Origin of the sequence: Paeniglutamicibacter sp. NPDC012692 (assembly GCF_042901625.1) — a bacterium.
Taxonomy (GTDB): Bacteria; Actinomycetota; Actinomycetes; order Actinomycetales; family Micrococcaceae; genus Paeniglutamicibacter.
This window is the reverse complement of the sequence record NZ_JBIBDE010000011.1, coordinates 18615-32910: the sequence shown is the minus strand read 5'-3', so window position 1 is coordinate 32910 and position 14296 is coordinate 18615. Positions and strand designations below refer to the sequence as shown.

The 14296-nt window shown below is 60.9% G+C and carries 12 protein-coding genes; 5 read left to right on the top strand and 7 right to left on the bottom strand.

Features of this window, described 5'->3' with window-relative positions; translation table 11 throughout:
- Positions 1-66: 66 nt before the first annotated feature.
- Together ACFY5D_RS21605 and ACFY5D_RS21600 are read left to right on the top strand one after the other, a co-directional pair.
- Positions 67-1422 (top strand): hypothetical protein, encoded by a 1356-nt coding sequence (locus ACFY5D_RS21605; RefSeq protein ID WP_387534578.1) that lies wholly within the window; start codon positions 67-69, stop codon positions 1420-1422.
- Between the two features lie 177 nt (positions 1423-1599).
- Positions 1600-2775 carry a hypothetical protein gene (locus ACFY5D_RS21600; RefSeq protein ID WP_387534576.1) on the top strand — a complete coding sequence of 392 codons (1176 nt, stop codon included), beginning with the start codon at positions 1600-1602 and terminating at the stop codon, positions 2773-2775.
- A 316-nt stretch (positions 2776-3091) separates the two neighbouring features.
- Here the strand turns inward: ACFY5D_RS21600 and ACFY5D_RS21595 are convergent, their stop codons facing one another.
- The 7 genes from ACFY5D_RS21595 to ACFY5D_RS21565 all read right to left on the bottom strand — a co-directional run bounded on the left by ACFY5D_RS21595 (position 3092) and on the right by ACFY5D_RS21565 (position 9427).
- Positions 3092-4003, bottom strand: a complete 912-nt coding sequence (locus ACFY5D_RS21595; RefSeq protein WP_387534574.1) for a hypothetical protein — start codon at positions 4001-4003, stop codon at positions 3092-3094.
- A 184-nt stretch (positions 4004-4187) separates the two neighbouring features.
- Positions 4188-4796, bottom strand: coding sequence for a recombinase family protein (locus ACFY5D_RS21590; protein WP_387534571.1), 609 nt, complete (start codon positions 4794-4796; stop codon positions 4188-4190).
- A 773-nt stretch (positions 4797-5569) separates the two neighbouring features.
- Positions 5570-5860: a hypothetical protein gene (locus ACFY5D_RS21585; protein ID WP_387534569.1), complete on the bottom strand. Its 291-nt coding sequence runs from the start codon at positions 5858-5860 to the stop codon at positions 5570-5572.
- Positions 5861-6228: 368 nt separating this feature from the next.
- On the bottom strand, positions 6229-7086 hold the full coding sequence (locus ACFY5D_RS21580; protein WP_387534567.1) for an HNH endonuclease family protein: 858 nt from the start codon (positions 7084-7086) through the stop codon (positions 6229-6231).
- A complete protein-coding gene (locus tag ACFY5D_RS21575; RefSeq protein WP_387534565.1) occupies positions 7083-7961 on the bottom strand; it encodes an excalibur calcium-binding domain-containing protein in 879 nt (292 codons plus the stop codon). The genes ACFY5D_RS21580 and ACFY5D_RS21575 overlap by 4 nt, the downstream gene beginning before the upstream one ends.
- Before the next feature lie 282 nt (positions 7962-8243).
- Positions 8244-8867: an RES domain-containing protein gene (locus ACFY5D_RS21570; protein WP_387534563.1), complete on the bottom strand. Its 624-nt coding sequence runs from the start codon at positions 8865-8867 to the stop codon at positions 8244-8246.
- Positions 8864-9427: a hypothetical protein gene (locus ACFY5D_RS21565; RefSeq protein WP_387534561.1), complete on the bottom strand. Its 564-nt coding sequence runs from the start codon at positions 9425-9427 to the stop codon at positions 8864-8866. The genes ACFY5D_RS21570 and ACFY5D_RS21565 overlap by 4 nt, the downstream gene beginning before the upstream one ends.
- A 279-nt stretch (positions 9428-9706) precedes the next feature.
- Here ACFY5D_RS21565 and ACFY5D_RS21560 point away from each other — a divergent pair, with 279 nt between their 5' ends.
- The 3 genes from ACFY5D_RS21560 to ACFY5D_RS21550 are packed head-to-tail and all read left to right on the top strand — an operon-like array spanning position 9707 to position 13946.
- Positions 9707-10714: a nucleotidyltransferase gene (locus ACFY5D_RS21560; protein WP_387534559.1), complete on the top strand. Its 1008-nt coding sequence runs from the start codon at positions 9707-9709 to the stop codon at positions 10712-10714.
- A complete protein-coding gene (locus tag ACFY5D_RS21555) occupies positions 10711-12177 on the top strand; it encodes a ThiF family adenylyltransferase (protein ID WP_387534557.1) in 1467 nt (488 codons plus the stop codon). Before ACFY5D_RS21560 ends, ACFY5D_RS21555 begins: the two co-directional genes overlap by 4 nt.
- Positions 12174-13946, top strand: coding sequence for an SAVED domain-containing protein (locus tag ACFY5D_RS21550; RefSeq protein WP_387534555.1), 1773 nt, complete (start codon positions 12174-12176; stop codon positions 13944-13946). The genes ACFY5D_RS21555 and ACFY5D_RS21550 overlap by 4 nt, the downstream gene beginning before the upstream one ends.
- Positions 13947-14296: the final 350 nt, after the last annotated feature.

Genomic DNA, 14296 nt, shown 5'->3' with positions numbered 1-14296 from the left:
AACGCGGATCGGATCAGAGATTGACGTGTGCACGGCAGTAGGGCCAGCCAATGGAACAATTGCTCCATGTCCGATGACCAAAAGAGTTCCAGCGACCCAACCTTGAAGCTAGTCTCACTCGACACCGACGTCATTCCCCTCGGTGAGCGAATTCAGAAAAGCATCCTGGACTATGTGACCGCCGTAGGTGACGCGGCCGAGACAACCTATCTGGAAGCCAAGAGCAGTCTGGACGTCACCAGCAAGGTAGGCGTGGCGAAGGTCGCCAAATTCCTGCTGGGAGCGGCCAACCGTCGTCCTTCTGAAGCGGCACGGCATTTCCACGGGTACTCCGTGCTAATCATAGGTGCGCAGCAGGGCAGTGCTCCTGGGGTTCCCCGTGGAGCCGAGCCCCATGAACTCGAGGACAGGCTCCGCCCGTACCTCGGGCCACAGTTCCCGGCGTTCGAGTTCGGGAGGATCGGCATCGATGACCACAACGAGGTGCTGTTCATCATCGCCCAGCCCCCGCAAGAGGGGCAATCGATCTTTTCCTGCCACAAGACGTACCAGAGCGATGACCGCCGCGACAGCTTGGAAGACGGCGCGATTTACGTGCGAGGCACCAGCAACACGCGTCCTGCGCGTTCCGGCGAGGTCTTAGCCCTCGTCGAGCGTGCCCGCGGCGGTGGAAAGCCATCGATCCAGCTCGAGGTAGTTATCCTCGGGTCGGTTTGTCGAGTCGACCGTGTGCAGGACGTCTTCGAAATCCTGTACGAGCGCGAAGAGGAAGTTTTCAACCGGCAGCCGGAGCCCGTGAAGAATTCCTTCGGCGCAATGTCGCCCCTCTTGGCGCCGGGTATCTTGGGCGCGTCGAAACCACTGTCTGTCGAGGAGCGAGCTCAGCGCTTGAAGGACTGGCACATTGATCGGGCGTCCCACATCGCAAAGGGGCGGGAGCACTTCCTTAGTGTCGGACTGCCTGGTGCGGGCATCCGTGTCCTCAGCCGCGACCGGTTCGTCGCCAAGCCCCATCTCATCGTGACGTTCCACGACTGCGAGGCGATCGATCACCTAGACGCCGGCGATGCCGACTACAAGAAGGTAGTCGAACCCATAGTACGAAGGCAGAACCCGTTCGGCATGGGATTCGATCCCAGCACACTCCGAATCACGCCGCGCGATTACCCTGTGAGCTGGACCAATCGAGGCGACGACGCCGAAATCACACTTTCACCGGAGTCGTTCCGGCCCAACGTACCGTGGACGAGCGACCAAGACGATTACGTGATCATCGCGCGAGACACGCAGGCCCGTTCGGTGACCGTGACGTGGATCCTCACGGAGGACGGCAACGACGCAGTGACCAGTGGAGAGCTCCGGGTCCCCACCGCTGACCTCATCGACGCTGCTGATCTGTTCAAGCGGGTATTCCTGAAATGAGACTGATCATCTCGGGCTTCACTCCAGATAGCACGCTTCCGAGATTCGGTTCGGGGCCCTCTGGGACCTTTGCTCCTTGGAAGGATCGGCATCAGATGGCGGTCCACCAGAAGGCAGCAACCCCAGCCATGTGCCATCAAGTATGGCCAACCAATCAGGAGAGAGGCGTGGCAGCCAGTGCTTAAGGACATGCGGTTCACGTTTGGCAACATCCAAGCCGATGAAGACGGCTACTACTGGTTGCTGAACGGCCACGAGCGCAGAGATAGGAACGACACATTCGACATCCTGGAAGGCGACCTCAAGGACATCAGTGCTACACACCTGCGACAGATGTATCGGAGACTGCATAAGCATCTTGGGGAAGACTGTTCACCCTCAGATATGGTCATCCACACGGGAGAGATACCGTCAGAGTTTGACCTCCGCGATCTTCCGCTCCTTCCGACCTCTGACGTGAAATTCTCATTTGAGGAAGGGGAAATACTGCTGGTGGTCGAGTGCTATCTATCGATGCCTGGCTCTGACGACGAGAGCCCTCAAACCGACTTAACTAAACTCAACGCTCCTCCCCCTGGACTCGACGTAGCTGCGTTGATCGCTCCGCTTCTCAGTAGGAAGCGCCTAACGCTCGTGGACGTTGATGCGTACAACTACTCCGACGACGAATGGGAGATTTCAGTGGAGATCGGATTTAACCCACGTTCTCGCATGTTATCCGATCTTTACCTTGATGCCCTTGAGGTCAAAGCCTTGATCGAGGCTTCGGCCGGCGGCGTGACACGCGAGACGGTCGCCGAACTGATACGAGGCGGACACGTCAAGGCTTTGCTGGGCCAACCCGAGGGCGACTGGCTTGAGGCGAAACGTCAGCACGCTGACTTTGATTCCGAAGTCGGAAAGATCCGCTTGGCCCAGTGGGTGGCACAGTTTGCAAACTCGCCCGAGGGTGGAGTCGTGGTTCTAGGGCTGGCCACGAAAAACCAGGGCAACGGCGACGTGATTACCAAGATCACGCCATTGCCCCGTGAGTCGGGGGTCCGTAAAAAGTACGTGCAGGTGCTTGATACCAAAGTGATCCCGCCGATAGAAAACCTTCGTGTTGATCTCATAGCCCACGGCGAGAGCGATCTGGTTCTTATAGAAGTGCCTCCGCAAAACGAAGAAAACAAACCCTTCCTCGTTCATGGTGCTGTCGTTGAGGGCAAAGCCCAGGGAAACTTCTTCTCAATCGTGCGCCGTCGGAACGACGAAATGGCTTCCACCCACCCGGCTAACGTTCACGCCAATTTGACCGTCGGACGGGCCTTCCTGCGACGAGGTGAGCTCCCAAAAAAATTAAGCATGGAATAGGGTCCGTTCGTTGACGCAGAGCCGCAGGTTAGGTTCCGTGGACTCGGTCACCGTTCCAAATATTAACTACGGCGAAGCACTGACGTGGATGCCATCTCACCCAGGCAGGTCACAATTCGCTGGACGGGCACACGAATCGTCACTGCAGTTATTTGGACCGATTTGGGTCATCCTGTCGAACGACGAAGCCGTCCGAATGAAGGCCTTAGTACTCGCTGGCGAGTCGTGCGTGTGGGAGGAGTTCGCCACCCAGATGCAAGGCGGTTCAAACGCATGAATACGTTGAAACAGGGTCGCTCGCACAGGAGCTGGCAGTCTAAGCTTCTTCCGTCGCTTCGAGCTGCTTCCGAAGTCTCCTGACCTCGGTTTCCGCGGCGGCAAGCTGGACCGCAACCTTTTCCCGGTCGGTATTCAACACCTGTGCCGTTGCCGGCTTCGCTTTGGGTACCAGCCAGCCGATCCGCTGGTATCCGGTAATCCGCCGCACGTTCGTGCACGTGTAACAGTCCAACTCGGTTTCGGGACGCGGCCAGCGGAGGTCAAGCATCTTCCGGATGTGCTCTCGCTCGGGGTCCTCGTGGTGCCGGCCGTTCCCCTCTTCCGCGGCCCAGAGCTCCTCGAAGTCTCGGCGCATCTGTGTGATGCGCTCTTCGGACACCTTTTTGGGCCCGTCCTCGGGCTTCCAATCCATGTCAGTGCAGACTTGCCCGTAGTGCCCGCAGGCGAGCTTGACCTGCCAGAACATCGATGAGTGCGGTTCAGGCTTCCGGATTTTGGCCCAGGTCTCGGCGTCCATCCAGTCGTACTCCGATTCCTCAGAGTCCGCAGGGAACTCCAGGATCTTCCGATCGCCCCACTCGACGATGTCGCGGTACGGCTTCTGGGTAGAGCCGTGGTCGGTCGGGCACCAGTATTCACCGACGGGAAGCCTGCGCCCTGTCATGGGATCGCGATAGCTCCTACCGTCGGGGTACTCGTCCTCTTCCCGGGTGAGGAGCTCGTGCGTGCAACCGCACTCCAGTTGGACTCGCCAGCGGAAGATGTCTCCGGCATTCGGGATGAGTAGTGGCCAGAGCGCCCGCTCGTATCGTTGGCGCATTTCCTCGACGTCTTTCTCGAACTCCTCCCGCACCTTCTTTTGCGCGCGTGCCCTCCCCGGCACGCGCTTCAGCAGGCTCCCTGTCGCAGGTGCCTTGGCAGTTGGATCATGGTTCTCGGTGGCGTGCATTCCTCGATCTTTGTCCAAAGCACCGGATGAGTCGAGATGACGCGCGGTTATCCCTATGTCTGATGGATCCGGTCGCCACCGAGCCGGTGGGCCTGAGCAGGAACGAAGGCCTGACGTCAGGCTGTCGCCGCCGACGAAGAACGTCAAGAGGGAACGGCTGAGGCACCCCGTTTGGTGAGCACTTTCAATGAGTATCGTCGCTTTCGATACGGATCGATTCGACCGAACGTCGAAGATATTGATACACCGTTTCCCTGCTCAGCCCGTAGTCCCGGGCGAGTTGGGCCTTGGGGATCCCTGCGGCCGCCCGGGCCACCAGCTCGCTGACCTTTTCGGGGTCCAGGGCTCGGGTGCGTCCCTTGTAGACCCCGCGGGTTTTCGCCAGGGCGATGCCTTCGCGCTGGCGTTCCTTGATGAGGGATCGTTCGAATTCGGCGAACGCCCCCATGACCGAGAGCATCAGGTTCGCCATCGGGGAATCCTCCCCCGTGAAGACCAAGCCTTCCTTCACGAACTCCACCCGGGCACCCTTGCCGGTCAGGGTCTGCACCACCGATCGCAGGTCGTCCAGGTTCCGGGCCAGACGGTCCATGGAATGCACCATCACGGTGTCCCCCGCGCGGGCGAACCGAATCAGCTCCTCGAGCTTCGGCCGCTGGGTGTCCTTGCCCGAGGCTCGATCGGTGAACACCTGGTCCAGGGTTTGGCCTTCGAGCTGGCGCTGCTCGTTTTGGTCCAGCGCGCTGACCCGCACGTACCCAAGCCGCTGCCCAACCACGAACCCACCCCACATTTTTCGAATACCAACCGCTATTTGTCAGGTTAGAGTCTAAGAGTTTCTGGCCACCATGTCTACAAATAAGAAATTCGACCCTAACCTGACATCTTCCGAATTAGTCGCCTGACGTCAGGCTGGGGTATACCCCAACTAGACGACTCTTTTGTTTCCAAGACGCTCCCAATAGGATATGAGTTCTGCAGAGCCACATGGCGGATGGATACCAGATTAGGAATCTGCCTCCTTCCACGCCTGCCCCTCGACTGCAACACGCGAAATCCCGCCGCTCACCCGAGCTACCGGAGGGGGCTTTCGTTGTTCGGGATGGGAATGACTAGAACTTCCATTCAAGATTCGGGCACCCCCAAAGGATTCGATGAGCTCTTGAAACGGCTAGGGCTCGAAGGATGTTGGCTCGAAAGCAGTTGCCGGGAATGGAATGCTGGTCAAAGTGCTACACGCTCAACGCGGCAAGTTCCAACAGCCGTGAGCGGACACTCTAACTGGGAAAGAAGAAAGACGGGATGAATCGCCTATTGGGTCGCCATCCGTTGCTGACTGGATATCAGCGGCCTCAGATTCGATGGCTCAGATGCAGCACTCAAACCGTAACTTCGACCTTCCAGAATTCTTGGCAGTTTTAGCCCTCGGTCCGTTCTTCGGGAGCATATGCACAGGTTTTGGTGAACTTTTGCAAGTACTCGCGAGTCGACAGTTCAAACAAAGTTCCCCAGCAGCTCGGGTCGAGCCCCTGGGGAACTTGTTGTTTAAAGACCAGCCCAGAACGGTTACCGACGATCGGCAGGCCACGCCTCCCTGCTCGAAGATGGGACCGTCACCTGCAATGCGTCGATCTTGACCAGAGCCCGGTATGTCGCCCCAATGAGCAAGATTACGCCGACGATGCTAAATAGACCCCCAATGGCCGCCACGACCAGGAACGGGAGGTCCAAGCCAATCGAGCCGTTGTTAAAAGCCATCCGAGTGCCGAAAGTTATTGCGATGAAAACGATTAGCGATCCGGCAAGTATTGAGCAGATACCACCCACGAAAAGCCCCGCCGCGTCTTTGTACTTCATGTTTTCCCCCTTGAGTGAAGCTGATTATTTGAGATTACCTGGAATGGCAAGGGTTCCAATCCTGAAAAGGCTTGCGGCCGTCCAATCCTGCCTTTAACGGCAACGCCAAGGCCCCCGGTAGATCAAATGAGCCGCTCGGGTCTTTTGACCTATCCCTGAAATCATGCCGTTCTTTTGCGGGATACAGGTATCGCCCGAACGTTTTCGGTTGAACGCCGGTGATTGCGATCCTGACGCAGCCGTTCCTTACTCCATATGCCCACTCCCACTCCCAACCTGCGGCGGGGCCCTCCGCGTCGTGGCATCCTTGGGGCTGCGTCGTGTTGGACTGAGTGGGCTTGTCCCGCGTCTACAAGGTGCGACCAGACTCAATGGTCGTCAGTGGGGACGGCCTTGTGGTCGGGGCACTGGGTGGTGAGGGTGCGGTGGATCGCGTCGTGTTCGGCCCGGGTCATCCAGAGCTCGTGCTTGGCCTTGACTGCGGTTTGCCGGGCGACGTAGTCGCACCTGAACCCCTTGTTGGGCGGCAGCCACGTCGCAGCGTCGCCGTCGCCCTTCGAGGCGTTGGTTGGCCCGTCGACGGCCAGGAGGTTGAGCGGGTCGTTGGCGAAGGCCAGGCGTTCCTCGGCGCTTCGTTGTTGGGCGCCCTTCTGCCAGGCATCCGAGAGCGCGACCACGTGGTCGATCTGGACCCGGGTGCTGGTCCCCTGCCCGCGGACAAAGTCGATCGTCTTTCCGGTGAACGGATCCCTGAGGGTTCCGGAAGTGATAACGCAGCCGTGCGTCCCGGGTTTCGCGGTCGTCTCCAGCAGGTCCCGTCCGAGGATGTCGTTGCGTGCGTCGCATCCGTTGCGGTCCGGGTCCTTCCACCCGGCCCCGAAGAGGTCCCGGTCGTAGCCGGTCCGCGGGCCCCGGCCCTTGACCGGGATGGTCGCCAGTTGCGCCAGGGCACTCCCGTTTTCGGGTGCGGCCCTCGGCGGCGCGGACGTCGCGGGCGCCGGTGCGCGCCGGGGTGTGGGTGAGGGTCGGGCAGCCGGTGTGGTGGTGGCCGCGGGTGTCGGTTCTTCGGTCCAGGTGGTGATCGGTGCGTGGGTGGCTCCCTCCGAATGGATGGCCAGCGGCTCGGCCGCCGGGGCCGCGGCGCCTTGGGCACCGCAGCCCGACAGCAACCAGGCCAGAACCGTTCCGAGGGCCAGCCACCTCGCTCCCCGCAGAGGGGCGGTCATTCGCAGGCGACGCCGTCCCCGTCGCGGTCCAGCTTGCGGCTGTACCCGGGATCATCCGAGTAGATCGGCGCGGCGCCGGCCGCGCGGACCGCAGTGCAGTTCGCGTAATAGGCCGAAGGCCGGGGGGTGCTCTTGACCGCGGTCTTCTTCTCGGCCTGCCGCTGGGCTTCCTTCTTTGCCTCGGCTGCCGCTGCCGCCCGCTCTGCTTTGGCCGCGGCGGCCTTGCGTTCGGCTGCCTTTTTCGCCTTGGCCTTGGCTTCCGCAGCGGACTTTTCCTCGGCCACCTTCTTCGCCGCGGCCTGCTCTTCGGCCTTCTTAGCCTTGGCCTTGGCTTCCGTGGCGGCCTTGTCCTGGGCGGCCTTCTTTTCGGCCTGTTCCTGTGCCTGCGCGATGGCCCGATCGTGGTTCGCCTGGTCCACCCAGATAAGGGCCCCGGAGGTGTCCTTATCGCAATAGTTGCTGTCACTGCCCTGGGTCATCACCAGGTGGTCGGCCTCACAGGTCTGCCCCACGAAACCGGCCAGGTCTGGTTCCTGTGCAGCGGCGGGGGCCGCGATTCCCGCGACCGGCGGGGGCTCGGCGGTGTCCGCGGGCAGGCCTTGGCCGAAGACCGCGGCCGAAGCGACAAACAGGACGAGGGACCCGCCGGCGACGCCGCCGGCGAACCGGCGGTTGGGAATGCGTGCCCAACGCAGGCGCCCGATGGCCACGGCAAGCAGGGCCACGACCAGGGCCACGATGCTCAGGAAGAACACCAGAAGCGGGGCCGCCACCAGCAGAAGGATCAGCAGGGCCGCCGCCGCGGCGGCAATCAGCCAGAACTTCGGCGGGCGTGGATTTTTTTGCGCAGACAGATGACCTGAGACGTTGTTCATGAGACGTTCCCCCAACGAAACTAAACCGATTTGAAAAGCCCAGCCTAGACCGTTTAGCTCACCGGCAGAAGCCACATGTCGCCCCGTCTCACCTAGCGTCGCTTTGCCGAGCGACGAACTTCCCGTTCACGGGACAGTGACCCTCCGCCAGCATGCCCCGGGACCAGCGGAGAAGGTCCGTGAAGGCGGCAAGCATGGCCAAAACACCGATCGTGGCACTCCTGTCAAACATCGCACCAACGTGAAGGTGAACCCTGGACCAGTAATTCGTCGTGGACGGCGTTAGGGGTCCACGACGAGAACGTCGGAGGTGGGGATGCTGTCGATCGTGTAGCCCGGCATCGTCTCGATCACCGAACGCATCGTGACCCTTGCGTTGGTACTGCCGATCTCGTGCTCCCCGGCAGGGCCAAAGACGTAGAGGCAGGTGGGGTTCGTCCCCGCACCGAAGCGGGAACGAGACTGGATCCCCTCGAAGCCGGCCGCTTCCATGGCCGCGGCCCAGGCGCGGGTCATCACGTAGTCATCGTCCATGGGGGCAGTGATGTCACCGGGAACGATCCCGAACGCCGACGCCGCACCGGCCGTGAAATCCGCGGCCTTGATTCCCGGGATCTCCAGGTGGGAGATCCAACGGTCGGCAATCATCGATGCCGGAATGGCAGGATCGCCCACGAAGGCCACACCGAGGAACTCGCGCACGGCGACTTCCTCCGTGGAGGCAGAATTCAGCGTGCCCTTGGGTGCCTCCAGGTTGAAGCGGCCCACACTGCTGGAAAAGTACCACGGGCTGTGCAGACCGTGTGCGCGGTAGCGGCACACGCGCGCACGGTGGTGGTAGGCGGGAAATCCCGCGTAGTCCTTGGCTTGGTCCGGGGACCGCAGCGTGCTGGAAGCCCGGCTCATGCAGCGGCGTGCCAGCCGGCGGCGTCATCGGCCGCAAGCTTCTCCAGCTCGGCGATCCGGTCGGTGTCCCCCGAGGTCAGGACATCCAGCGCCGTCGTCTCACCCAGCTGGGCGAGGCGGGCGGTCAGCCAGTAGGCGACGGTCCAGCCATCCACGCCGGCGCCTAGCAGGACCTTCAGCAGTTTCTGGAGCCCCGGGACCACCGCACCGTGGGCGAATTGGAACGCCGGGAAGAGGACGACACCATCTGCGGTGGTGACCCGCAAGAGGCGGTCGTTCTTGACCCGTTCGCTCACGGCCTGGCGCGAGATTCCGCCCAGGACCTTGCGCACACGGTCCGTCGTGTAAAAGGCACCGAGGCGGTCGTTGATCCGGTTGGCCGCCAGAACGGCATCGGCCATCGCGTTGACGGTTGCGCGCTCGGCCTCGCCGGAGAAATCGGTGACCTCCTTCGAGGCAAGCATCTGGTCAAGCCGGCGCCCCACGCCATCCAGCACCCGCTCGCGCCAGTTCTCGGCGGTCGACGTATCGCCCTGCAGGCGATCGATGACATCACTCATGGTGGTTACCTCTTTCTCGTCCTCTCACTTTTTCACTTCCACCACAAGCTTGTCAAGGTACGTCAAGGCATATTGGAAAATCTGGGAATTCTGTAACATCCCGCCCTCGGCAACTATCCGTGGGTTCATGCGTAGCCAGCTATTGACGTTGGAATGAAGCGGGATTCGCCTCATAGATATTGCGAAGTAGAGGCTGCGAACACGAACCCGCCCAAACCGTCGGAGAGGTCCACTATGCTCAGAGCAACCGCGAAGTCACAACCAAGATCGGATGGCCCAATGGCTCACCTCAGGCAGCAGTTCAAGGACGCATTGAGCTCGATCGAGCCCGGTGACGACAAGATCAACGCGCCGGAGGCCCACCAGCTCGTGCGCGATGCGCTCGAAGCCGACTCAAAGCTCATGGAATACGGGGCCAACCCCGTGCTGATCGGCTCGTACAAACGCAACGTGTCGATCAAGCGAATCAAGGACGTCGACGTATTCGTCCGACTCCCCGATGTGCCGGACGAGGTGACCTCCCAGGAGATACTCGATCGATTCTTCAGGGTCCTCCACGCTGAATTCGGCACAGATTCCGAAGGCCACCGACGAACCAAGCGCCAAGACCGCAGTCTCCAGGTCGAGTTCCCAGAGTACGACCTCTACGTCGATGCGGTCCCCGCCCGCCCACACTGGGACGGTGGGACCTGGGAGATCCCGCAGAAGGGCGATGAGAATCAGTGGGTGCGCACCAATCCCGAGAAACTCACCTCTCTGTCTAGCACCATGAACACCGACCATGACGGTTACTACGTACCGACCGTCAAACTGCTCCGGCAGACCCGGCGCGCCCTGCTCGGCACAAAAAAGCCCGGCGGGTTCTTTATCGAGATGGCGACCTACCAGGCCTTCGCTTCCGGGGCGGTCTCGGGCAACGACCACGCGGAATACTTCGTCTCCGCCCTCCAAGAGGTCAGCAAGATCATCGGCGACTTCGTGACCTACAGCATCGGGGTAAACGACGCCACACTGCCGGGAAACACCATCCGCATTCGCGCGACCGATGAAGAACTGGACGCGGCTCGGACTCGGTTCGCCGACGCCGCGGTCGCTGCAAGCGCTGCACTCGAAGAGGAAGACGAGGGCAAGGCCGCTCTGGCGTTCCAGAAGCTGCTGGGCAAGAACGGTGATAACGAGACCGTCTTCCCGATGCCCCCGGGCTTCAACGAGAACGGAACCAAGCGTGCATCCGCGGTCTCGGCCGGCGCACGTGTCGTGCCTGCGGGAACCAGGACCTTTGGGTGAGTCTGGCAAAGTACAACGACTATGCGGCCCACCTTAGGCAGCATTTCGAGGAAGGCCTCATCCGTGCCGGGTTTGTTGAATCGGACTCCGGGTGGAGTGGTCGAATCCCGCATTCCGACCGTTCGACCGACGTTCTGATCACCTTGGGCGCAGGTTTCCCATTCAAACCTCCAAGGGTCGTACCCGTGGATCCCGCCTCAGTGCCTTGGTCTTGGCACCGGGAGTTGGACGGAGCGCTGTGCCTGGTCGCTCAAGATGACCACGAAGGACTCTGGTGGACAGAAACTCCTGCATTCCTCGAACACCTTGCGGCGTGGTTGGAGCAGTCCATCGCCGGTTGGCCCGATGACCGCCCAGACCTCGACCTGGAGCGGTACTTCCGCCCCTCAGCAGACGCACGTCTCTTCCTCTACGACGACCTCACTCAGTACCATAACAACTTTGTTCGTTTCCGCCCGTCCGGCAACAACACCATGCGGATCGGGAGGGGCACCCGGCCCGTAAAGCCGTCAAAGCACAGTCAAGACCGCTTCGGATATGTCGCTGACCTCGGTGAAGTCGACGTGCCACCGCGGACCTGGCAGGATATCTCCGCCCGAATCAACCCGGAGGTGGACCTTGAACGCAAGATCCGGCAATACAGGGTTGCCATAGTGGTGCTGATCTACAAACGAGACGCCCACGACGGCGCGGTCGCGCTGGAGGTATGGCCCAGCAAGGATGGCGGGATCGAGGTCAGGCGCCTGCGCTCCGGCGCAGACACCAAAGCGGCCAGGTCGGCTCGCGCGGGTCTCCAGTCCGCCGAACTCCACGCGTACCGTGTTGCAGTCATCGGCGCCGGCGCCCTCGGATCATTCATCTCCGACATGCTCGTACGGTGCGGTATTCGGCACCTGACCCTCATCGATCACGATGTGATCATGCCCGGCAACCTTGTCCGTCACCTCGTGGGCCCCGAGATGGTCGGCATGTCGAAGGTCGAAGCGGTAAAGCAGCACCTCGTCAGACGCAACGAGGTTCCGGGCAGCAATATCACCACGATCGACCAGGCACTCGTCTCGGGTAACGAAGCCGTTGACCTCCTCAACCATCACGACCTCGTCGTGAACGCCACCGCGGACTTTGCCACCAGCGCGCTCCTTCACGTCGCCGCCGAGTCGCTGGGAATGCAGGTCCTCTCAGCGGCCCTTCAAAACGGTGGCACCACCTACCGCATCGACGTCCTGCCGCCCCTCGAAGGGGCCACCATGTTAGCGCCGTCCACGATCGACAACGGCAAAATGGGAGAGGGGCTGTTCGAGGCGGGCTGCGGAAGCCCCATCTCCCTAGCGCCACCGCATGCAGTGGCCGAGGCAGCAGCAGCAACAGTCCGCCACGCAATCGGACTTCTTGTACACCAACCCCTTCATCCTGCAGGGGAAGTGCAAACCCTCCAGATTGCCTCGGAAGAGAGCCACCAATGACCCGGTCTCCAGCAAAGATCAAACTAAGCCAGGATGCCTACGAGGCCATCGCCACCGAGACCGCGAAGCATTTGCCCGTAGAGACAGGTGGCATCCTTCTTGGCTATCGGGAAGGCACCAACCTCGTTGTCACCCATGCCCTGATGGTCGACGGGCAAGGGGCGTCCGGCGTCAGGTACGTTCGCGACGATGTGAGGGCGAACTCGATCCTTGACGCGTTTTTGGCCGAACGAGATCGCGATGATCCAGTTGGTTACATCGGTGAGTGGCACAGCCATCCTGCTCCCCATGGCCCCAGCCCAATCGACGTCGCCGCCATACGCGAGACCGCGAAGACCAGCGAAGGGCCCCTAGCCTTGCTTGTTCACGCCCCCGGCGGAGATGAACCGTTCTTTGGGCTGATCGCTGGACGTCAATTATTCAGACGCACCACCATCAGGAAAGCAACGGTCGCTCTCCCGCCATCCCGATTCGCACCGCTGGGTCCTTTGCCGCACGGCGCTGTTCGAAGCGACGGTCCCGTGTTCATTTCTTATCGGCAATCGGATGGAACCCCACAGGCCGAGTCGCTTGAACACTTGCTAAGGGCAGCGGGTCTCGTTGTCTGGAGGGACCACACCGATCTGCGCGCCGGCACGACGACTGACCGCCTAGAACAAGCCCTGACCCAAGGGCTTTCGGCAGCAGTGCTCGTCGTAACGCCTCAGATCGTCGAAAGCGAAATCGTACGAGAACGTGAGTTGCCACGACTGCTACAACTAGACGACGATCCCGCCTTCAGCCTGAGCATCGCGAACAAGGTTGCCAGAGGGGGAAGTGACTCGAAGTGTGACTACGACGCCCCGGACCGGCTGCTAAGACTTGCACACACGCGGACTCTCGCCGACAAAAAACAAAGTAACATGCTCGATCCAACCGGCGAATTCGACATCGTCCGCGACCTGCTCATGCACCGTATCGAACAACGCCAGCCTGCCGTCCGCGAAGAAGGTCGCCCTTTCACAATTCGAATCCAGACCCGGCCCGCTCCCTTTGCGATCGATGCCAGCGACGACGATCTGCATATCCGCATCAAATCCGCCGACGACGGACGTCTCCCATCCCAAGCCGGGCTCAAACTACTTCAGGACACTCTCCCCCTCACCAGCGACGCCGTATACGCCGTTGGTGCCACGACAGTGCGTCTTACCGGGGGAGCTCATCTGTCTGTCGCATTCGCCTTGGGCGCCGCGCTGCCCGAGACCAGGATCGGCACTGTTGAGGTCCTCGATGTGCGCGACCAGCTCTGGAGCAGCGGTGCCGGAGACGATCCAATGATTACCCAGCTTCGCATCGAACCAGTCGATCTAGGCAAGAAGTCAACACTTGGTGCCCCAAACCGGGTTGCGATCTTCTTGAGCCTGGCTCCGGACTCTGATCGCACGGCGTTCGATCGGCTCCTCGACGAGTCTGCAGGAGGATTTGCTGCGGCTGCAGTGGTTTCGCTTGCAAGTGCGGGGCGGCTCGACCCACGAGAGTCCGCGCGTTTGAGCGAGGCTGTTGCTCACGAGATTAGGGCACTTGCTGCACGCAAGGGTCGCGCCGAGATACATCTGGCGTTTCACGGACCATATGGGATGGCCATACTCATCGGACGGCACCTGAACACCTTCTGCACAAAAGTCTACGAGTGGGGCACAAACGCGGACGGGGAAACGATGTACGTGCCCGCGCTGATGATCGAACCCGGTGTGACCGGTGGACCGATCACCGAAGTTCTTTTGCATTAGAAGAGGTACCTTCGGTGATCGGATCCGCTGGGGGTGAAGCTTGCGCAACGCACATCCGAAAAGCCAGATGCTTTTGCCGAATCGCCGATAACTGCACATATCCAATTGAAATCATCCGATTGACCGTGCTGTTGCATTAGTGAAGAAGACCGGCACATGGCGATTTTTTGGTCACCGTTGCATGGTTCATGAAACATGTCTGGTTTACCGGAGGTGGCATTTCTCGATAACGATCGATTTCGAGAGCGGTACGAATTGAGGATCCCCGAGGTTTGACGTTCGCCGCGGAAATTCGGCTCAACTGTCATTTTCTCTAGTGGTTATTGGCCGGCCCGGGGATGGCCAACAAC

Bases quoted from the DNA above. Each gene is read 5' to 3' on its own strand.
- ACFY5D_RS21585 (WP_387534569.1), bottom strand. From the start codon at position 5,860: ATGAAGTACAAAGACGCGGCGGGGCTTTTCGTGGGTGGTATCTGCTCA.
- ACFY5D_RS21550 (WP_387534555.1), top strand. From the start codon at position 12,174: ATGACCCGGTCTCCAGCAAAGATCAAACTAAGCCAGGATGCCTACGAG.
- ACFY5D_RS21605 (WP_387534578.1), top strand. From the start codon at position 67: ATGTCCGATGACCAAAAGAGTTCCAGCGACCCAACCTTGAAGCTAGTC.
- ACFY5D_RS21595 (WP_387534574.1), bottom strand. From the start codon at position 4,003: ATGCACGCCACCGAGAACCATGATCCAACTGCCAAGGCACCTGCGACA.
- ACFY5D_RS21570 (WP_387534563.1), bottom strand. From the start codon at position 8,867: ATGAGCCGGGCTTCCAGCACGCTGCGGTCCCCGGACCAAGCCAAGGAC.
- ACFY5D_RS21590 (WP_387534571.1), bottom strand. From the start codon at position 4,796: ATGTGGGGTGGGTTCGTGGTTGGGCAGCGGCTTGGGTACGTGCGGGTC.
- ACFY5D_RS21575 (WP_387534565.1), bottom strand. From the start codon at position 7,961: ATGAACAACGTCTCAGGTCATCTGTCTGCGCAAAAAAATCCACGCCCG.
- ACFY5D_RS21560 (WP_387534559.1), top strand. From the start codon at position 9,707: ATGGCTCACCTCAGGCAGCAGTTCAAGGACGCATTGAGCTCGATCGAG.
- ACFY5D_RS21580 (WP_387534567.1), bottom strand. From the start codon at position 7,086: ATGACCGCCCCTCTGCGGGGAGCGAGGTGGCTGGCCCTCGGAACGGTT.
- ACFY5D_RS21565 (WP_387534561.1), bottom strand. From the start codon at position 9,427: ATGAGTGATGTCATCGATCGCCTGCAGGGCGATACGTCGACCGCCGAG.